The sequence below is a fragment of the Ezakiella peruensis genome, assembly GCF_900215725.1.
GTDB classification, from domain to species: domain Bacteria; phylum Bacillota; class Clostridia; order Tissierellales; family Peptoniphilaceae; genus Ezakiella; species Ezakiella peruensis.
The window spans coordinates 970617-989768 of the sequence record NZ_LT962469.1 but is presented as its reverse complement, the minus strand read 5'-3'; the positions used below and the strand labels follow the sequence as shown (position 1 = coordinate 989768).

The 19152-nt window shown below is 37.1% G+C and carries 20 protein-coding genes and 1 riboswitch; of the genes, 16 read left to right on the top strand and 4 right to left on the bottom strand.

What is annotated here, in order from left to right:
• The first annotated feature begins 8 nt into the window (after positions 1-8).
• From purM to CUU59_RS04800, 5 genes are all read left to right on the top strand, one after another.
• Entirely contained in the window at positions 9-1040 is a 1032-nt protein-coding gene (gene purM / locus CUU59_RS04820) for a phosphoribosylformylglycinamidine cyclo-ligase (RefSeq protein ID WP_099950858.1), read from the top strand.
• Complete coding sequence (gene purN / locus CUU59_RS04815) at positions 1019-1579, top strand: phosphoribosylglycinamide formyltransferase (RefSeq protein ID WP_099950857.1); 561 nt, start codon at positions 1019-1021, stop codon at positions 1577-1579. The genes purM and purN overlap by 22 nt, the downstream gene beginning before the upstream one ends.
• Positions 1576-3105 (top strand): bifunctional phosphoribosylaminoimidazolecarboxamide formyltransferase/IMP cyclohydrolase, encoded by a 1530-nt coding sequence (purH, locus tag CUU59_RS04810; RefSeq protein ID WP_099950856.1) that lies wholly within the window; start codon positions 1576-1578, stop codon positions 3103-3105. The genes purN and purH overlap by 4 nt, the downstream gene beginning before the upstream one ends.
• Before the next feature lie 19 nt (positions 3106-3124).
• Positions 3125-4423, top strand: a complete 1299-nt coding sequence (locus CUU59_RS04805; RefSeq protein WP_099950855.1) for an NCS2 family permease — start codon at positions 3125-3127, stop codon at positions 4421-4423.
• A 153-nt stretch (positions 4424-4576) separates the two neighbouring features.
• A complete protein-coding gene (locus tag CUU59_RS04800; protein ID WP_099950854.1) occupies positions 4577-5023 on the top strand; it encodes a hypothetical protein in 447 nt (148 codons plus the stop codon).
• Here CUU59_RS04800 and CUU59_RS04795 read toward each other — a convergent pair.
• From CUU59_RS04795 to CUU59_RS04785, 3 genes are all read right to left on the bottom strand, one after another.
• Positions 5020-6336, bottom strand: a complete 1317-nt coding sequence (locus tag CUU59_RS04795) for a bifunctional folylpolyglutamate synthase/dihydrofolate synthase (RefSeq protein ID WP_169922859.1) — start codon at positions 6334-6336, stop codon at positions 5020-5022. The genes CUU59_RS04800 and CUU59_RS04795 overlap by 4 nt on opposite strands.
• A complete protein-coding gene (locus CUU59_RS04790; RefSeq protein WP_099950852.1) occupies positions 6336-7208 on the bottom strand; it encodes a YitT family protein in 873 nt (290 codons plus the stop codon). The genes CUU59_RS04795 and CUU59_RS04790 overlap by 1 nt, the downstream gene beginning before the upstream one ends.
• 140 nt (positions 7209-7348) lie before the next feature.
• Positions 7349-8221, bottom strand: coding sequence for a YitT family protein (locus CUU59_RS04785; protein WP_099950851.1), 873 nt, complete (start codon positions 8219-8221; stop codon positions 7349-7351).
• 313 nt (positions 8222-8534) lie between these two features.
• Here CUU59_RS04785 and CUU59_RS04780 point away from each other — a divergent pair, with 313 nt between their 5' ends.
• The 4 genes from CUU59_RS04780 to CUU59_RS04765 are packed head-to-tail and all read left to right on the top strand — an operon-like array spanning position 8535 to position 12151.
• Positions 8535-9449 (top strand): metal ABC transporter solute-binding protein, Zn/Mn family, encoded by a 915-nt coding sequence (locus CUU59_RS04780; RefSeq protein WP_099950850.1) that lies wholly within the window; start codon positions 8535-8537, stop codon positions 9447-9449.
• Between the two features lie 7 nt (positions 9450-9456).
• Positions 9457-10179: a metal ABC transporter ATP-binding protein gene (locus CUU59_RS04775; protein ID WP_099950849.1), complete on the top strand. Its 723-nt coding sequence runs from the start codon at positions 9457-9459 to the stop codon at positions 10177-10179.
• 33 nt (positions 10180-10212) lie between these two features.
• Positions 10213-11061 carry a metal ABC transporter permease gene (locus tag CUU59_RS04770; RefSeq protein ID WP_099950896.1) on the top strand — a complete coding sequence of 283 codons (849 nt, stop codon included), beginning with the start codon at positions 10213-10215 and terminating at the stop codon, positions 11059-11061.
• Positions 11054-12151: a metal ABC transporter permease gene (locus tag CUU59_RS04765; RefSeq protein ID WP_099950848.1), complete on the top strand. Its 1098-nt coding sequence runs from the start codon at positions 11054-11056 to the stop codon at positions 12149-12151. The genes CUU59_RS04770 and CUU59_RS04765 overlap by 8 nt, the downstream gene beginning before the upstream one ends.
• A gap of 234 nt (positions 12152-12385) precedes the next feature.
• On the opposite strand, the gene metK is transcribed toward CUU59_RS04765, so the two are convergent.
• The gene (metK, locus tag CUU59_RS04760; protein ID WP_099950847.1) at positions 12386-13555 is read right to left on the bottom strand and encodes a methionine adenosyltransferase; all 1170 of its coding nucleotides are present in this window, start codon (positions 13553-13555) and stop codon (positions 12386-12388) included.
• Positions 13556-13623: 68 nt separating this feature from the next.
• Positions 13624-13718: riboswitch (SAM riboswitch) on the bottom strand.
• Positions 13719-13870: 152 nt separating this feature from the next.
• Between metK and guaB the strand changes: the two genes are divergently transcribed.
• The 7 genes from guaB to mnmE all read left to right on the top strand — a co-directional run bounded on the left by guaB (position 13871) and on the right by mnmE (position 19149).
• Positions 13871-15325: an IMP dehydrogenase gene (gene guaB, locus CUU59_RS04755; protein WP_099950846.1), complete on the top strand. Its 1455-nt coding sequence runs from the start codon at positions 13871-13873 to the stop codon at positions 15323-15325.
• Positions 15326-15446: 121 nt separating this feature from the next.
• Positions 15447-15581, top strand: a complete 135-nt coding sequence (gene rpmH / locus CUU59_RS04750) for a 50S ribosomal protein L34 (protein ID WP_075573435.1) — start codon at positions 15447-15449, stop codon at positions 15579-15581.
• A complete protein-coding gene (gene rnpA / locus CUU59_RS04745; protein ID WP_075573436.1) occupies positions 15581-15907 on the top strand; it encodes a ribonuclease P protein component in 327 nt (108 codons plus the stop codon). The genes rpmH and rnpA overlap by 1 nt, the downstream gene beginning before the upstream one ends.
• On the top strand, positions 15904-16119 hold the full coding sequence (gene yidD / locus CUU59_RS04740; RefSeq protein WP_099950845.1) for a membrane protein insertion efficiency factor YidD: 216 nt from the start codon (positions 15904-15906) through the stop codon (positions 16117-16119). The genes rnpA and yidD overlap by 4 nt, the downstream gene beginning before the upstream one ends.
• Before the next feature lie 25 nt (positions 16120-16144).
• Entirely contained in the window at positions 16145-16846 is a 702-nt protein-coding gene (locus tag CUU59_RS04735) for a YidC/Oxa1 family membrane protein insertase (RefSeq protein ID WP_099950844.1), read from the top strand.
• Between the two features lies 1 nt (position 16847).
• A complete protein-coding gene (gene jag / locus CUU59_RS04730; RefSeq protein ID WP_099950843.1) occupies positions 16848-17804 on the top strand; it encodes an RNA-binding cell elongation regulator Jag/EloR in 957 nt (318 codons plus the stop codon).
• 16 nt (positions 17805-17820) lie between these two features.
• Complete coding sequence (gene mnmE / locus CUU59_RS04725; RefSeq protein WP_169922858.1) at positions 17821-19149, top strand: tRNA uridine-5-carboxymethylaminomethyl(34) synthesis GTPase MnmE; 1329 nt, start codon at positions 17821-17823, stop codon at positions 19147-19149.
• Positions 19150-19152: the final 3 nt, after the last annotated feature.

Below are 19152 nucleotides of genomic sequence, written 5' to 3'. Positions count from 1 at the left end.
AGGATTGTATGACATTATCTTACAAAGATGCAGGCGTTGACAAGGAGCAGGGTTACCGTCAAGTTCAAATGATTAAGGAGCACATCCAGAGGACAAACCGTGATGGGGTCATGGGTGGCATTGGTGGTTTTAGCGGATTATTTAAATTAAATAATTACAAAAATCCAGTGCTAGTAAGTGGTACAGATGGTGTTGGAACCAAGTTAAAATTTGCTTTCCTATGCGATAAGCACGACACAATAGGTATTGACGCTGTTGCTATGTGCGTTAACGATATTTTATGCCAAGGCGCTGAACCTTTATTCTTTTTGGATTATATTGCAACAGGAAAACTTATTCCAGAAAAGATGACTGAAATCGTAAAGGGTGTTGCCGATGGCTGCGTTCAAGCTGGAGCTGCTTTAATAGGCGGTGAAACAGCAGAGATGCCAGGTTTTTACAGCGAAGACGAGTATGACATTGCAGGTTTTGCAGTTGGCTGCGTAGAAGAAGATGAAATTATCACTAATGACGCAGTTAGCGAAGGAGATGTGTTAATCGGACTTCCTTCATCAGGCATTCACTCTAACGGCTATTCCTTGGTTAGAAAGATTGTATTTGATGTTTCAAAGGCTGACTTGGATAAGGTTTACGATAAACTTGATAAGCCTCTTAAAGAAGAACTTTTAACTCCAACCAGAATTTATAAAGATGCAGTTTTTGCTTTAAAAGACAAGGTTAAAATACACGGTATGTGCCATATTACAGGTGGTGGCTTCTATGAAAATATTCCTAGGATGATTCCTGATGGACTTTTTGCAGAAGTTGATACAAAGGATATTAAAAAGCCTGCAATTTTTGATCTCTTGCAAGAATGGGCAAACATCAATACAAAAGAAATGTATTCGACTTTTAATATGGGCATAGGCTTTATATTTGCTGTTGCCAAGGACGATAAGGATGCAGCTCTAGAAGCTCTGAAAGCTGCTGGAGAAAATCCGGTTGTACTTGGAGAAATCAAAAAAGGTCAAGGAGACAAATGCATAATAAAAGGGTTATAATTCTAATTTCAGGTGGTGGATCCAATATGGAATCCATCGCCAGAAATGTAAAGGATATTGATATTGTGGGCGTATATGCCGACCGTGAATGCGGTGGAATTGACAGGGCAAAAAATCTAGGCTTGAGAGCAGAGTTAATTGCTAGTGACTTTTTTAAAAATATTGCAAAGATAATAGAAGAAAAGCAAGTTGATTTTATAATTTTAGCTGGTTTTTTAAAAATTCTTCCAAGCGATTTCGTTAAGTCAGGTCCTCCAATTTTAAATATACATCCATCATTGCTTCCTAAATATGGGGGCAAGGGATGTCACGGTATAAATGTTCACAGGATGGTTTTAGAGGCTAATGATAAGTATTCTGGTGCGAGTGTGCATATTGTTGACACCGGCATAGATACAGGGCCTATAATCATGCAGTCCTTTATATCTATTGAAGGATTAAAAACTGCTGAGGAAATTGCAGCGAGAGTTTTAACTACTGAGCATAAGCTTTACAGTATGGCTATTAATGAATTTATTAGAAATGGAGGAGACAAATGAAGCTAGCATTATTTTCATGCTATGATAAGAATGGGATTGAAGACTTTGCCAAAGAACTTGTTAATTTAGGTTATGGAATTTTATCCACAGGCGGAACATTAAAGTATCTTCACGACAAGGGAATTGAAGCTATGGATGTCAGCGAGTACACAGGTTTTCAAGAATGTTTTGATGGAAGGGTAAAGACCCTTCATCCAAAGGTTCACGCAGGTATTTTGTACAGACGCGAAAATACAAAAGACGTCAAGGAATTAAAAGATCTTGGTGCTCAACCGATTGATATAGTTGTAAACAGCCTATATCCATTTGTAAACACATATCTTTCAGATGCAAGCGATGATGAAATCGTAGAAAAAATTGACATCGGTGGACCAAGTATGATCAGAGCCGCTGCTAAAAATTTCAAATATACAAATATTATCGTCGACAACAGCGACTTTGATAGAGTTATCGAAGAATTAAAAGAACGTGGCGATACAAAGCCGGAAACCAGGATGTATCTTGCAAAGAAGGCTTTTAACCTAACAGCTAATTATGACGCATGGATTGCCAAATACTTTAATGAAAAAATGGATGATGAATTCCCAGATCTCTTAACTATTCCTTTCCACAAGGAAGGTGAATTAAGATATGGCGAAAACCCACATCAAAAAGCTTTTAGATACAATATGTATAATGGAGAAGTGGGAGGCATTTGCCAAGGAAAAGTCCTTCACGGCAAAGAGTTAAGCTTCAATAATATCTATGATGCTAGTGCAGCTGTTGAAATGGTAAAACTCTTTTATGAAAAGCCAGCAATCGTTGCAGTTAAACATACAAATCCATGCGGAGTAGCTGAGGCTGATACCATTAAGGAAGCTTATCTAAAGGCCTACGCATGTGATACATCGTCAATCTTTGGTGGAATTGTCGCAGCTAATCGTGAAATAGACAAGGAAACTGCCGAAGAAATGGTAAAGATTTTCCTTGAAGTAATCATTGCGCCAAGCTTTAGCGAGGAAGCTCTAGAAGTTTTAATGAGAAAGAAAAATTTAAGGCTAATTGAAATTCCTGAAATAGTTGACGGTCCAAAAGACGGTATGGATATGAAGATTGTACCAGGAACCATGATCATTCAAGAGAGAGACATGGCTGAGGATTGTAAGCTGACAGTTATGAGCAAGGTTCAACCTACTGATAAGGAACTTGAAGATATTAAATTTGCCCTAAAGGCTGTTAAATTTGCAAAATCAAATGCTGTTGTCCTGGCTAAGGACGGAGCTACAGTTGGAATTGGCCTTGGCAATGTAAATAGGTTCTTTGCTGTTGAAGCCGCTTTAAAACAAGCAGGCGACAAGGCAAATGGAGCAGTCCTTGCTTCAGATGGTTTCTTCCCATTTGACGATTGCATTAGACTTTTGGCCAAGCACGGAGTCAAAGCTATTGTTGAGCCAGGCGGAAGCATTAAGGATAAAGATTCTATCAACGCTGCTGATGAATTAGAACTTGCACTACTATTCTCAGGTAAGCGTCATTTTAAACATTAATATATAAAAAGGAGAAGGTATGGAAAAGTTTTTTAAATTAAAAGAACATGGCACAGATGTCAAGACCGAGATTATTGCAGGTCTTACAACATTTATGACAATGGCCTACATCCTAGCTGTTAACCCAATGTTATTGGGAGCAGCTGGCATGGATGCAGGCGGAGTATTTACTGCAACAGCTCTCTCAGCTGGTGTGGCCACAATTATTATGGCTCTCTATGCAAAATATCCATTTGCACTAGCACCAGGCATGGGACTAAATGCCTATTTTGCCTTTACAGTTTGCTTGGGGCTAGGTTATGATTGGCAATTTGCACTTACAGCAGTACTTGTAGAAGGATTTATATTTATTATCCTTAGCTTTTTGAAAGCAAGGGAAGCAATTTTTGATTTAATTCCATTATCATTAAAGAAAGCCGTTTCCGCAGGTATTGGTTTGTTTATAGCTCTAATCGGTATGCAAAATGCTGGAATTATTGTAGGCAATGAATCAACTCTGGTTGGACTTGGTAAATTAACTGCAAACCCAGCTATAGTTGCAATTTGTGGTTTATTAATTATATCAATTCTATATGCAAGAAATGTTAAGGGAGCTCTATTAATCGGCATTATAGCATCCACAATTATCGGTATACCACTTGGAGTTACTGAACTTCCAGAAAGCTTTAAGATCTTTAGCTTACCACCATCACTTAGCAATGTTGCCTTTAAGTTTGTTGGCTTTGATCAAATTATGACCAAGGAATTTTGGATCGTAGTTGCAACATTCTTGTTTGTAGATATTTTCGACACAGTCGGAACTCTAGCAGGTGTTGCTTCAAAGTCAGGTATGCTTGATAAAGATGGGAAACTTGAAAGAGTCTCTCAAGCGCTAACAGCGGACTCTATAGGTACAATTTTTGGCGCTTGCATGGGTACATCAACAGTTACAACTTTTGTTGAAAGCTCAGCTGGCGTTGCAGAAGGTGGCAGAACAGGTTTAACATCACTTACTACAGCTATTATGTTCTTACTCGCACTATTTATTGCTCCACTATTTGCAATTATTCCTGGAGCAGCAACAGCACCAGCCCTTATTATAGTTGGTGTATTTATGATGAGTCAAGTTGGAGAAATTGATTGGCACGATTTAACAGAAGCAGTACCAGCATTTTTAGCAATCGCCATGATGCCATTTGCATATTCAATTGCAGAGGGTATTGTATTTGGTATTATTTCCTACACAATCGTTAAAAGCTTTACAGGCAAGGCAAAGGACGTATCTATACTTATGTGGATACTTTCAATCCTCTTTGTTCTCAGATATATTTTCTTATAAAAGTTTTTAATAAAATATTTAAAATAAGATGGACCTGGGTGTGCAAGACCTGGTCCGTTTTTTTATTTGAAAAATGAATTTTTTAAATCAAAGGCCAAGTGGCCGATTGATTAATAAAATAAAATAATGTATAATTTAAATATTGGAGGTAATATGAAAAAGAGAGATTATGCACCGCTGATAGCTTTAGCTGTGCTTACGGTAATTATGTTTTTAGTTTCGATCCTGGTAAAAAGCAAGAAGATTTTAATCTTTACAGGAGTCATATATTTTGTCGTTTGCAATGTAATCATTGCATATAAGAGATGGATAAGGCCCATCCATATAGTAATTAGCTTTGTATCCTTGTTTTTAGCCTGGTTTTTTACCTGGATTTTCCTTAAGGGAGTAATAGGATACGGCCTGATGAAAATTTTACTTATATTCAACTGTGGCTTATATTGGCTGAATGCTCTTTTAACTGTGGTTGATTTTATTATAAGAAAAAAACGCAGACTCCCACAATATATAAGCATGGCCTGGTTTTTATTAACGACCATAATAATTTCTTATATATTATACGTCTACGTTTTTAACTTTATATCAATGTTATCTTTTTAGATTAATTTTAAAACTTCACCGACCAAGTATAGCGAACCTGCGATGAGAATTAGATCATCAGGGTTTGCTATTTTTTTGGCATAGGCCAGGGCATGGTCAATATCTTCAAAGGCCTGGTCTGCGTTCGATTCCTTGGATAGGATATCTATGCTGGTGCTGTTGGAGTCGCCATTTGATGTGACAATTAGTAAATCGGATTTGGACCTCATAAACTTGGTCATATCCTCGTGGTTTTTCCGGTCCATAATTGCGATTATTGTAATCAGTCTCTTGTGGTTGACACCTTCTATAGACTTAAAGAGTTTTTCTATAGCATCAACATTATGGGCTCCGTCTAGTATTATAATAGGGTCTGTGCCAATTACTTGCATGCGACCCTTCCACTGAGAATTGGACAGAGAATTTGCAATTTTTTCTAGATTTGTATCGACATCAATTTTAAAATACTCTAGGATTTTTATGATTGCTGCATAAGCAAGAGGAAAATTTTCTCCTCTTATAAGGCCAAATTGCTTGGGATTTATTTTTACACTTTTATTTTCAAAAGTTACTTCAAATTCTCCCTTAACAGGAATATTATCTGGCAAGATAAAATTCCTGTAATCATAAAGCTTAAATTCATTTAGCTTGGAGGCTTCTTCATTTATAACATCATGAGCTAAGCCCTTGTTTAGACTTATAGAACATGTATTATCCTTCATAATGCCAGCCTTGTGCCAGGCAATAGATTCGATGGTATTACCCAGGGCAGATATGTGGTCGATGGACAGGGAAGTGATTACAGACAAAATGCTTTGGCCAAGAGCTTTTGTGGCATCGCATCTTCCACCGACTCCGGCTTCAAGTATAACAAGGTCCAGATTTTTATTGGCAAAATAAATATTCGCAACTAATGTCAGAACTTCAAAATAAGTGAAGTTGCCATATTCATCTTTAATTTCCGCTTCCAGGTCAGACACCAAGTCAATCAAGGCATAAAATATATTATCAGGAATCTCTCCGTCGCTTGTAATGATTCTTTCATTGTAGGAAACCAGGTGAGGGGAGGTGTAGAGGCCAAGGCGCATGTCAAAATCATTTAGAGAGTCAAAAATTGCCTTGGAAACAGTTCCCTTGCCGTTTGTACCCACAATATTTACAACTTTTATTGGCTGTAAATTCAAAATTTCAAGAGCAGCCCTCATCCTATTTAGTTCACGGTCGGGAAGGTTTCCAGCCCGAGATTCAAGCTTATCTATAATTTTATTTGTTTCTTCTTTTGAGAAAGGTTTTTCATTCACAAAAATTTTATCAATTTTTTCTTTGTAAGTCATTATCCTATAAACCTCCTCCATTTTTCTCCCAGGACTTCATTTGTACTGGAAACTACAACAAAGGCTTTAGGATCTATTGAATGCACATAGGCTTTTAATTGCATGTACTCACGATTGTTAATTGCTGTTAGAATCATCTTGCGTTTCTCGTGGGTGTAGGCACCTTCGCTTGGAATTAAGTTTGCACTTCTATGCAGATCATTTATAATAAAGTCAGATACCTCATCGACTTTGGATGTATTTATAAAGCACATCTTGGATGAGTTTAGTCCATCAATTACAGTATTAATTAAAACTGAGTTTATAAGAACACCTATAAATGAATAGAGCATAAGCTCTGTACCAAAGGCCAAACCAGCCATAATTACTACAATCATATCTGTTATAAAACATCCAATGCTTAAATTTAAACCAAAATATTTTTGTAGAATCTTGGCGATAATATCAGTGCCACCAGTTGATGTATACTGGTTTAGGACTAGGCCAACGCCAGCTCCTTGGAGGATTGTGCCAACTAGTAAAATTAAAATTAAATTATCTGAAAGCGGCTGAGGGTTTGGAAAAATAATTTCAAATAGCCAAACCACAGCGGACAAGGTCATGCCTACGATAATAGTCTTGATCCCAAAACTCTTGCCGACAAATATCAAACCGACTGCAAATAGAATTATATTTACAGCTGTATATATTGGACCAACATTAAAGGGTAGGTAGTGGGCAAGGACTATTGAAAGACCGCCGGCACCACCTGTGGTAAGGTTGCTGGGGACCAAAAAGAAATGGACAGCCGTTGCAACCATTAAAATACCTAAGCTTATTAGCGATAGTTCCTTAAGACTAGTAGATTTTTTATTATCTAAATTTTTATCCATAAATATACCCCCTAAAAAACAAACTGCAAATATTATAACACAAAAAAGAATAAATACATAAATTACTGCTATAAATTTAGCAGAAAAAAGAAATTGCCAGGTAAAAAAACTTACCTGGCAAAATTATTTCATATTTTATCTTATCCGATAAACTTTCTCCATTTTTCTCCCAGAACTTCGTTGGCACTTGAAACGACCACAAAGGCCTTGGGATCAATTGAGTGAACAAATTCTTTTAGCCTCATAAACTCGCGGTTATTAATGGCTGTTAAAATTAATTGAAATTCCTGTTGGGAATAAGCACCGCGGCTGTTTAATAGATTTGCAGACCTGTCCAAGTCCTTGATTATAAATTCACAAACTTCGGCGACCTTGCAGGTGTTAATATAGCATAGCTTGGATGAGTTTAATCCATCGATTACAATGTCGATTAGGGCTGAGTTAATTAAAACACCGACGACTGAGTAAAGCATGAGCTCAACACCAAAGGCAATTCCAGCTAGGACAACTACAACAAAGTCAGCTATAAAGCAGCCAATGCTCAGGTTTAGTCCAAAGTATTTTTGTAAAATCTTGGCGATAATATCGGTACCACCTGTTGATGTGTATTGGTTTAAAACGATTCCGACTCCCGCTCCTTGTATAATGGTTCCTAAAAACACAATTAAGAATAAGTTGTCTGAGAGTGGAGTAGGGTTTGGATAAAGAATTTCCAGTAGCCAAACAACTCCGGATAATGAAAGGGTAACTATAACAGTTTTTAAACCGAAGTCTCTACCAATAAATATTAAACCAACTAAGAAGAGTAAAATATTTAGAACAGTATAAATAGGACCAACATCAAAGGGTAAGTAGTGGGCAAGGACAATTGCAAGTCCACCAGCTCCACCAGTAGTTAAATTACTTGGAACCAGGAAAAAATGAATAGCCACAGCCACCATCAAAACTCCAATAGTAATAAGTACAATCTCCTTGGTGGTCGTGGTTCTTTTTGATTTTACAGTTACATCCATTTTTCAAACCTCCTTAAAAAAATAAACTAGGACAATTATAGCACAAAAACAAAAATAAACATAAACTAGCAATAGAGGTTTATCATGTAAAAGCAAGGAACTGCAAGCACTTATCAAAATAGAAATAATAACCTCGGCAAACTTGTAAAAATAAAAGTGGAGTATAAAAAATTGCAAAAAGACTTAAAAGGATGAAGAATTAATATGGGTGAAAGAAGTAAAAAACAATTTTTTAGCTTGACATAATTTTTTTCATATGATAAGATTAACTTATCGTAATTGATAAAAATTATTAATTAGATGAGGAGATTTTATGAAAAAAACTTTTATTTTTATTTTATTAATCGCGCTAATGTTTACAGGGTGCGGCCCAAAGACAGAAAACCTTGCCAGTGACAAAAGAAAAGTTACTGTTACAACTTCATTTCTTTATGATATGGTAAAGGTTATTGCAGGTGATAGTGTGGAGAGGGATTTGATTATTCCTGCTGGAGAAGACCCACACCTATATTTAATGAAGCCAGAGGATTCTAAAAAACTTGAGAGAGCTGACCTTGTTTTGTATCACGGTTTGCACTTTGAAGGCAAGATGAATGAAGCACTTGAGGCAGTTGGAGTTCCAGTAACAAAAGATTTTACAGACCAAGAGATAGGAACACTCGATGGAGATGAGACAGAGTTAGACCCGCATTTTTGGTTTGATATTCCTCTTTATAAGAAAGCAACTATTGCTGCTTGTGAGGAATTAAAGAAGCTTGTGCCAGAAAAAGCTGAAGATTATCAAAAGAATTGCGATGAATATCTAGTAGAACTTGATAAGCTGGATGCTTATAATAGAGAAAGACTTGATGAGATACCGGTCGAATCAAGATATATCGTAACTCCACATGATGCATTTAATTATATGTCAAGGCATTATAATATTCCTGTCATAGCTCCACAAGGCGTTTCAACTGAAACTGAAGTTGGGGTTAAGGATATGGATGAAACTGCAAACTTTATTTACGAACACAAAATAAAGGCAATTTTTGCAGAGAGCACAACAGATCCTAAGAGGATGGAGGCCCTAAGAGCTTCTGTTTTGAAGAAGGGTTTTGATGTTTTGGTAGTTCAAGGCGAAGGCAATGAATTGTTTTCTGACAGCTTGGCAACGGAGGGGAAAAAAGGCGACAACTATATTGACATGTACAAACACAATATTGATTTGATCGTAAATAATTTAAAGTAGGTGACTAATGAATAATGAAATAATTATAGATGTTGAAGATTTAACCCTAGCTTACAACGAAAACCCAGTTGTATGGGATGCGGATGTTGAGATTATAAATAATTCCAGGACGGCTATTATTGGACCAAATGGAGCTGGTAAGTCAACATTTCTAAAGGGAATTTTGGGACTTATAAAGCCCTTGGCCGGTGAAGTTAAGATTATGGGGAAAAATCCAAAGGATGCAAGAAAATATATTGCATATATTCCTCAAACTGCTAGTGTCAATTGGGATTTTCCAACCAATGTTTTAGACGTGGTCCTTATGGGCCGCTATAAAAGTTTGGGCTGGATCAAAAGACCTGGCAAAAAAGATATGGAGATTGCAAAGGAAGCCCTAAACAAAATGGGTATGTACGAGTACAAAAACAGACAGATATCTGAATTATCTGGTGGCCAAAGGCAAAGAGTTTTTTTAGCTCGTGCAATTTGCAGTGACGCTCAAATTTATTTTATGGATGAGCCCCTTGCAGGTGTAGACATGACAACAGAAAAGATTATCATGGATACCATCAAGGAGTTTCAGGCAAATGGCAAGACCATAGTAGCAGTCCATCACGATTTAAATACAATTAAAGAATATTTTGACCATGTTGTTATAATAAATAAGAGGGTCCTTGCCTATGGGCCAATGGACCAAGTATTTACGGAAGAAAATTTACAAATAGCATACAAGAAGGGGCGTGATTAAGTGAAAGACTTATTTACCAACCACCTCTTTATTATGGTTGCTATTGGCACAACTCTACTTGGTATAGCCGCGGCGATGATTGGTACAATAACGGTTTTAAATAAAAAAAGTTTGATAGGAGATGCTATTGGCCATTCGAGTTTTCCTGGCATTGTTCTTGCCTTTATGGTTTTTTCTACCAGGTCGCCCTATGTACTTTTGATGGGAGCAGTCTTTAGTGGATTTTTAGCTTATATGATTATTCAAAGGATTGCAAAGGCTGAGACCCATAAGACGGATACGAGTCTTGCGGTTGTTCTCTCAGGATTTTTTGGACTTGGTATGGCGCTCAATAGTTATATCCAAGGAAATCCATCTTATCAGGGAGCATCTCAAAGCGGGCTTGCAAATTATATTTTTGGCCAAGCAGCATTCATAACCAAGCAGGACCTCTGGTTGATCTTTGGAGTTAGTCTTGCATCAATGCTCGTGATGACTTTGTTTTATAAAGAAATCAAGCTCTATGTCTTTGATGCCCAGTACATGGAAGCATCTGGCTTTAACAATAAAATTATCGATACCCTTATAACTATTACCATGGTCGCCATTATTGCTGCTGGCCTAAAGGTAGTGGGATCAATTTTGATTTCCTCCATGCTAATTGCACCAGTAGTTGCTGCCATGCAGTGGAGCAAAAAATACAATATAGTAGTTTTTATTGCTGCTTTGGTAGGTGGACTATCAAGTTTTATTGGAACGGTATTTTCAAGTCTCTATGCCGGAGTTTCAACTGGACCTGCTATTGTTCTTGTCATGAGTTTTATTGCAATCATTTCAATAATTTTTGGCAGGTGGGGAGTTGTTAAGACTGCTCTTAGAAGGAGGGCTATTAAAAATGTTTGAGATTTATTTGACAATGCTAATCACTGCAATTGCTCTTTCGATTATTGGAACATTTTTAGTTCTTAGAAATCTTTCTATGACGGCAGATGGCATTAGCCACTCTGTGCTTTTGGGCATCGTTGTTGGATTTTTAATTTCCAGAGACTTTAACAGTCCAGTTTTAATTGTTGGAGCTGTACTTGCAGGCTTGCTTACAGTTGTATTGGTTGAGCTCTTGTTAAAATCCGGCAGAATCAACGAAGACTCGGCCCTTGGAATTGTATTCCCATTATTATTCTCCCTTGGAGTTATAATAATGAGCAGGCTTTTAAAGAACACTCATCTTTGTGTTGATGGAGTCCTTATGGGGGAAATTCTAATGAGCAAGTTCAACAGAACTGTGTTTTTAGGAATTGATATGCCCCTTGCCTTAAAGATGGCGCTAATTGTTTTGACAGTAAATTTGATATTTATAATGGTATTTTTCAAAGAGCTAAAGGTCACTGCTTTTGACACTGGATTTGCAATCATATCTGGTTTTTCAGCAGCCTTTATCCACTATATGACTATGACCTTGGTCAGCCTTAACTCAGTTATTGCTTTTAACTCTGTGGGAAGCATCTTGGTAATTTCATTTATGGTAGCGCCTGCCGCTTCGGCAATTCTACTAACCAAAGATCTCAGAGATTCAATACTGCTTACAATTTTAATAGCTTTTATTAACGTAAGTTTAGGAGTTTATCTAGGCTACAATTTAAATATTAATATAGCTGGTACCACGGCTCTTATAGGCATGTTAACCTATATTATCTGCCATATAATAAAGCCGGGAGGTCTTATGACCAAGCTTTTAAACCGCAAAAAGCAGTTGGATTATTTGAACGAAGTACTCGTGCTTATTCACATACAAAACCACATGGGTCATGATAACCAAAATATTGAACTTGGTGTAAACACAATTCAAGATCATTTAAAGATGAATTTAAATACCATGAATGAGACCATAGATAGGTTGATGGATAAAAATATAATTCAAGCTGGTGAATTTTATTCGCTTACAGATAAGGGGATAGAATATTTTAGAGAAATTGAAAAGAGAAATGGAATTTAAATAAACTCCGGATGGCCGGAGTTTTTTATTTGCATTAAATTAATTCTAAAAAATTAATTTCAAAATAAATGAAAAGGGCAGAGGTAAATGGTTATGTATTTTTAAAAAATAAAAAAACTGCGAAATAAATCGCAGTTTATAAGATTCCTTCTTTCTTCATTAGCAAGTACAAGAGCAGAGACATTAGAAGCAAAGCACTTCCAACTAAAAAAGCTCTTTTTAAAAACGGATCTTTTAACATTTTAATGCATCCACCTTATCTAATTTTTCCCATGGAAGATCTAGTTCTGGTCTACCAAAGTGGCCATAGTTGGTAACTTGAGAGTAGATTGGTCTTCTTAGGTCAAAGTTTTCGATAATTGCAGCTGGCCTTAGGTCAAAGTTTTTGTAAACTCTTTCTCTAATGCTTTCAATATCAATTTTTTCTGTGCCGAAGCAGTCGATATCAATTGAAGTTGGTCTTGCAACGCCGATTGCGTAGGATAGGGCAACTTCACATTTATCAGCGAGACCTGCTCCCACAATATTTTTTGCAACATAGCGGGCAGCATAAGCAGCAGATCTATCAACCTTTGTTGGGTCCTTGCCGCTAAAGGCTCCGCCACCGTGTTTTGCATATCCGCCGTAGGTATCTACAATAATCTTGCGGCCGGTTAGACCTGTGTCAGATTTTGGACCACCGATTACAAATCTACCAGTTGGGTTGATGTAATAAACGGTTTCATCGTCTACATATTCTGGTGGAATAATTTTATCTATAACTTCACGCTTTACATCTTTTCTTAGGTCTTCGATATCAACTGATGCCAAGTGTTGGGTAGAGATAACTACATTTGTAATTCTAACTGGCTTGTTGTCATGGTACTCAACTGTAACTTGTGATTTTCCGTCTGGTAAAATATAAGGAAGGATGCCTTCTTTTCTAACAGCGGTTAAACGCCTGGTCAAATCGTGAGCTAGCTTGATGGCAAGTGGCATCAACTCTTCAGTTTCGTTTGATGCATAACCATACATCATACCTTGGTCGCCAGCGCCAATTTCGTCGTACTTGTCAGTTGAACTGCCTTTCTTTTCGTATGAGTCAGAAACACCCATGGCAATATCAGGGCTTTGCTCTTCGATAGAAGTTAAGATGCCACAGTTTTCAGCATCGAAACCGTATTTGCCTCTTGTGTAGCCAATTGATTCTATAGTTTTTCTAACTATAGCAGGTATATCGATATAGCAATTGGTTGTAATTTGTCCGCTAACAATAATGTAGCCGGTAGATGCGACTGTTTCGCAAGCGACGCGTGCATTTTTATCTTTTTCAAGTATCGCATCTAAGATTGAGTCGGAAATTTTGTCACAGACTTTGTCTGGGTGACCTTCTGTAACACTTTCACTAGTATGAAATCTAATCATTTATTCTCCTTTCAAATTTAAAATAAAAAAACTCCTTCATCAGGAGCCACAAAAACATCTTAAAGATAAGATCATCTTTCAGATTAATCTGTAGGACTTGGCACCTTAAAATTAGGTTGCCGGGCTTCACAGGGCCTATTCCCTCCGCCTCTCTTGATGAACAATATCATTTTACCACATGTGGTATAAGTTGTCAAGCAATATTTCTAAAAATATTTTTTAAAAAATACGTTTTTCGCGTGATTTTTTTTAAAATTTGTTATATAATGAATACTAGAAAGAATTTTGCAAAATGAATTTACTTAAGGAGGAATTATGGAATTTTACAAAGAAGCACTTACATTTGACGATATCCTATTGGTTCCAGCTGAGAGCCATGTATTACCACGCGAGGTTAATACAGAAACTATTCTGACAAATAAGATTAAATTAAATATCCCTATTATGTCTGCAGGGATGGACACAGTTACTGAAAGTCAAATGGCAATTGCAATGTCAAGAGAAGGCGGCATTGGTATTATTCACAAAAATATGACCATTGAAGAGCAAGCCCATGAAGTTGAAAGGGTAAAGAGAAGTGAACATGGAGTTATTACCGATCCATTTTATCTTTCCAAGAACCATATTTTAGCCGATGCTGAAAAGTTGATGAGCACATACAAGATCAGCGGCGTTCCAATTGTAGAGGAAGATGGAAGACTCATTGGCATTATTACAAACCGTGATATGAGATTTGAAAATGATATGTCAAAATCCATCGAAAGCACTATGACCAGTGAAAACTTAATCACTGCTCGTGAAGGCGTAACAATGGAGGAAGCTAAAGAAATTTTAATGGCTCACAAAATTGAAAAGCTTCCAATCGTTGACGAAAATTATAAGCTAAAGGGATTAATTACAATTAAAGATATAGAAAAATCAATTGAATTTCCAAATTCATCAAAGGATAGCCAAGGTCGTCTACTAGCTGGCGCAGCCCTTGGTGTAACTGGCGACATGATGGAAAGAGCGGCTGCTCTCGTGGAAGCAAAAGTTGACGTTGTTGTTTTAGATACAGCTCACGGTCACAGTGCTGGAGTTATGAAGGCTGTAGAAAAATTAAAGGTCGCTTATCCTGACCTACAAGTTATCGCAGGAAATGTTGCAACTTATGAAGCTACAAAGGCACTATTTGCTGCAGGAGCTGACTGTGTAAAGGTTGGTATTGGACCTGGCAGTATTTGTACAACAAGGGTTGTAACTGGTATTGGCGTTCCACAAATTACAGCTATTATGGATGCCAGAAAAGCTGCTGAGGAAGAAGGTAAACCAATTATTGCTGACGGCGGTATCAAATACTCAGGCGATATTACAAAGGCTATTGCAGCCGGCGGTAATGTTGTTATGCTTGGCGGACTTTTGGCAGGTACTGTTGAAAGCCCTGGCGAAGAAGTTATCTATGAAGGCAGACGCTATAAGGAATACCGCGGCATGGGTTCACTAGGAGCTATGTCAGCAGGATCCAAGGACAGATACTTCCAAGAAGGTACTAAAAAATATGTACCAGAAGGCGTTGAAGGTAGAGTTCACTTTAAGGGTAAAGTTGGCGAAGTTATTTACCAATTAATGGGTGGATTGAAATCAGGTATGGGTTACCTGGGCTGCAAAGATATTGCAGAGCTGATGGTTAAACCAAGATACGTGAAGATTACTTCATCATCACTCGTTGAAAACCATCCGCACGACATCAACATTACAAAGGAAAGTCCAAACTATTCACCACAAAGATAATTTAAATTTAAATTGCAGGGTTTTTGCTCTGCAATTTTTGTTTTTATTGGGTGAATTTCCTTTACAAAAAAATATCTTTATGATAAAATAGATAGGTAAATTAGATAAAGGAGGTGTGGTTATGAAAAGAACTTACCAACCAAAAAGAAAAGCTAGAAAGAAAGTTCACGGTTTTAGAGAAAGAATGAGCACAACTGCCGGACGCAAAGTCTTAAAAAGAAGAAGAGCAAAAGGCAGAAAGGTTCTAAGCGCTTAATGCTAGCAAAAGAAAACCGTCTGAAGAAAAAAGAGGATTTCAGCTCACTTTATAAGAGATCAAATTTTAAGGCCAATCGCGTTTTTAAAATCCGCTATAGGCGGGGGGTTAAACGCGTGGGAATTGTCGTATCAAACAAGCATGGCAAGGCTAATGTTAGAAATAAATTAAAAAGAAGAATTCGTGCCATCATGAGAGAACAGATTCCAAATATGGAAAATTACGATATAATAATTACTCCAAAGATTGGTGCCAGTGATCTGTCGTATAGTGAGCTTTCTAGAAATCTCTTGCATGTTCTAAGGCTCGGTGGAATTATTAAATGAAGTATATTGCAATAGGATTTATTAAATTCTATCAAAAAGTAATATCAAAATATATTTTAAGGGGCGCTCATTGTAGGTTTACTCCTACTTGCAGCGAATATGCCCTCCAGGCTTTTAAGAAATACAATTTTTTTAAGGCCTCTTACATTAGTTTTAGACGAATTTTAAGATGCAATCCATATTGCGATGGGGGTTATGACCCTTTACCATAAATATAAAATCGAAAGGAAAGACTAAATGGAATTTTTAGCGAACGCTCTGGGCTGGATTATGAGATATGTCTATGATTTCGTAGCATCCATTGGCCCGGAAAACGAAAACTTTAGCTACCTTGCAATTACAATTATACTTACAACTATTATTGTTAAATTGCTTTTGCTACCTTTACAACTCAGGAGTTCCAAGCAAATGAAAAAGACTCAAGAGCTCCAACCCCAAGTAAAGGAAATTCAAATTAAATATAAACACGACCCGCAGGCAGCAAATATGAAAATCCAGCAGCTATATAGAGAAAATGGAGCTAGTATGACAGGCGGATGTCTGCCACTTCTAATCCAATTTCCAATAATACTTGCATTTTTCAGTGTAATGAGAGATCCAAGTCTTTATGTTTTCCACGAATCTGGCATGTATGACAATATGCTAAAGACATTTTTCTGGATTAAAGATTTGACCCAAGCCGACCCATATTGGTATGGTTTACCGCTTATTACTGCTGTTATGACCTACTTACAAACATTAACTACACCTAAGGTAGGGGCTCAATCACAAGAGCAACAAAGTATGTCAACTATGAATTATATAATGCCTATTATGATTTTCTGGTTTGCTCTTAAATACCCTGGTGGTCTAGCCCTATATTGGACTGTAAGCACAATGTTTACAGCTGTTCAATCTTTAATTTCTAATAGAGATTTGTTGTTTAAAAAAGGAGAATAAGATGGATAGAGTTACACTTGAAATGAAAACTGTTGAAGAAGCTATTGAATCCGCATTAAAAATGCTTGATGCTACAAGAGATGAAGTAGATGTTATTATAGAAGAAGAGCCTTCCAAGGGTTTTCTTGGCTTAGGTGCCAAAGAAGCCAAGGTTACTGTTGTACGCAAGGGCACAGGTCAAACGGCTCAAGTATTAAATGAAATTGAAGAAAATAAATCAGATTTTGAAAAAAAGATTGATGAAGTTACAGCTGATGCTAAAAACGCTTATGATGATATAAAAGAAGACGTTTCTGAGATGGCTGAGAAAGCATCAGATAAGGTATCCGAACTCGCTAATGATGCAAGCGATAAATTTAATGATGTAAAAGAAGATGTAAAAGATAAATTCGAAGACATGAAGGAAAGCACAGAGGATTTTGTTGACGAAAAGATAGCTAGACCTATGAAGTCATTCTTACTCGAAGGTGTTGACCACTATAAAACTGAAGAAGACATGGCTGAGGCTGCTAGAAAATATCTTGAAAAAACAATTAATCTAATGGGTTTTAAAGGCCATGTAGAAATTATTGATGAAAGAGAAAAAGGTGAAAACCTTGTCCTTGATATCATGCTTGATGACTACGAACAAAATTCTAGAATCATCGGCAAAAAAGGTGCAACTATTGATGCCCTTGGATATATGGTAGGTCAATTTGTCAGAGGTCGCTATGATGAAAGACTCATGCTTGAAGTTGATTGCGGAGACTATATCTACGATCAAAAAGAAAAGCTCAAGGCCTTTGCAAGAGATGCTGGTGAGCGCGCTATCAGAGATGGCGAATACAGATTAAGACCTATGAACGCTTACGATAGAAGAATTGTCCACAAGGCATTAAATGATATGGAAGGGGTCTCTACTCATTCTGAAGGTGAAGAACCGAGACGCTCCATTGTTATTACAAGAGACCCGCAATAAAGCGGGTTTTTTAGTTATGAGAACTATTGCAGCTATCGCCACTCCACCTGGTCGTGGAGGCATTGGCATCGTGAGGATGTCAGGACCTATGAGCCTTGACATATTAAAGAAAATATTTAAAACAAAAAAAGAAATTAAGCCAAGATTTATGCACTATGGCCACATTGCCTATGATGATAAAATAATAGACGAGGTTATGGCTTGCTATTTTAAAGGGCCTTATTCATACACGACTGAGGATATGGTTGAAATATATTGCCATGGTGGTTATGTTTCGACTCTTTATATCTATGAAATCCTTTTAAAAGAGGGAGCTGTCCAAGCTGACGCTGGAGAGTTTACTAAACTTGCCTTTTTAAATGGCAGGATTGACCTCTTGGAAGCAGAAGCTGTGTCAGGAATCATCGATGCCCAAAACAAGGAAGAGCAAGTTTTATATACTAATGTCCTTGGAGGCAGCCTGTCAGAAAAAATAGATTCTTTGGCGAATGAACTTTTGTCTTTGATTGCTGAGTGCGAGGCCAAGATTGATTATCCTGAACTTGGCAATGTCGATGATATGAAGGCAAGAGTTGATGAAATTTATTTGGCTATTGAAAATCTTTTGGACGACCAAAACAGGTCAAGCTTTATTAGAGAAGGCATCAAGACTGCTATTATCGGCAGGCCAAATGTAGGCAAGAGCTCCTTGTTAAATGCAATTACAAATAAGGACAGGGCTATTGTTACTGAAATACCTGGGACGACCCGTGATACTATTGAAGAATTTATAAATTACGAGGGACTTTATCTGCACTTGATAGATACTGCAGGCATTAGGCACACAAGCGAGGTTGTTGAATCGATTGGCATTGAACTCAGCAAAAAATCTGCAAGGGAAGCGGATATTGTAATCGTGGTTATCGATGGGTCAGATAAAATTTCCGATGAAGACAGGGAAATTTTAAATTCTGTAGAAGATAAAAATAAAATTATTTTTATAAACAAGGCTGACAAGGGCACAAGCGCTGACCTTGAAGAGATAAAAAAATACAGTGATAATCTGGTTATTGGTTCTATTAAAGAGGATCAAGGAATTCGCGAGATCATGTCACTAATTAAAAAAATATTTACCATTGATGTAGATGCGTCCTTTACATCTATATTTAACCTTCGCCACAGGCAGGCCCTGGAGGCAGCAAAGGATGAGTTAATACAAGCCAAAAACGATATGGACTTTATGCCTTTTGAAATAGTCGAAGTAAGTCTCAGGATGGCTTTGGATGACCTCTATTCGATTTTAGGAAAAAATTATGATGAAGATTTGATTGACAGAGTCTTTCATGACTTCTGCGTAGGGAAGTGATAT

Coding starts and splice junctions, on each gene's coding strand:
- guaB (WP_099950846.1), top strand. CDS start 13,871: ATGGAATTTTACAAAGAAGCACTTACATTTGACGATATCCTATTGGTT.
- mnmE (WP_169922858.1), top strand. CDS start 17,821: ATGAGAACTATTGCAGCTATCGCCACTCCACCTGGTCGTGGAGGCATT.
- yidD (WP_099950845.1), top strand. CDS start 15,904: ATGAAGTATATTGCAATAGGATTTATTAAATTCTATCAAAAAGTAATA.
- CUU59_RS04780 (WP_099950850.1), top strand. CDS start 8,535: ATGAAAAAAACTTTTATTTTTATTTTATTAATCGCGCTAATGTTTACA.
- rnpA (WP_075573436.1), top strand. CDS start 15,581: ATGCTAGCAAAAGAAAACCGTCTGAAGAAAAAAGAGGATTTCAGCTCA.
- CUU59_RS04800 (WP_099950854.1), top strand. CDS start 4,577: ATGAAAAAGAGAGATTATGCACCGCTGATAGCTTTAGCTGTGCTTACG.
- CUU59_RS04790 (WP_099950852.1), bottom strand. CDS start 7,208: ATGGATAAAAATTTAGATAATAAAAAATCTACTAGTCTTAAGGAACTA.
- CUU59_RS04765 (WP_099950848.1), top strand. CDS start 11,054: ATGTTTGAGATTTATTTGACAATGCTAATCACTGCAATTGCTCTTTCG.
- purN (WP_099950857.1), top strand. CDS start 1,019: ATGCATAATAAAAGGGTTATAATTCTAATTTCAGGTGGTGGATCCAAT.
- CUU59_RS04775 (WP_099950849.1), top strand. CDS start 9,457: ATGAATAATGAAATAATTATAGATGTTGAAGATTTAACCCTAGCTTAC.
- CUU59_RS04770 (WP_099950896.1), top strand. CDS start 10,213: ATGGTTGCTATTGGCACAACTCTACTTGGTATAGCCGCGGCGATGATT.
- CUU59_RS04785 (WP_099950851.1), bottom strand. CDS start 8,221: ATGGATGTAACTGTAAAATCAAAAAGAACCACGACCACCAAGGAGATT.
- CUU59_RS04805 (WP_099950855.1), top strand. CDS start 3,125: ATGGAAAAGTTTTTTAAATTAAAAGAACATGGCACAGATGTCAAGACC.
- CUU59_RS04735 (WP_099950844.1), top strand. CDS start 16,145: ATGGAATTTTTAGCGAACGCTCTGGGCTGGATTATGAGATATGTCTAT.
- metK (WP_099950847.1), bottom strand. CDS start 13,555: ATGATTAGATTTCATACTAGTGAAAGTGTTACAGAAGGTCACCCAGAC.
- rpmH (WP_075573435.1), top strand. CDS start 15,447: ATGAAAAGAACTTACCAACCAAAAAGAAAAGCTAGAAAGAAAGTTCAC.
- purH (WP_099950856.1), top strand. CDS start 1,576: ATGAAGCTAGCATTATTTTCATGCTATGATAAGAATGGGATTGAAGAC.
- purM (WP_099950858.1), top strand. CDS start 9: ATGACATTATCTTACAAAGATGCAGGCGTTGACAAGGAGCAGGGTTAC.
- jag (WP_099950843.1), top strand. CDS start 16,848: ATGGATAGAGTTACACTTGAAATGAAAACTGTTGAAGAAGCTATTGAA.
- CUU59_RS04795 (WP_169922859.1), bottom strand. CDS start 6,336: ATGACTTACAAAGAAAAAATTGATAAAATTTTTGTGAATGAAAAACCT.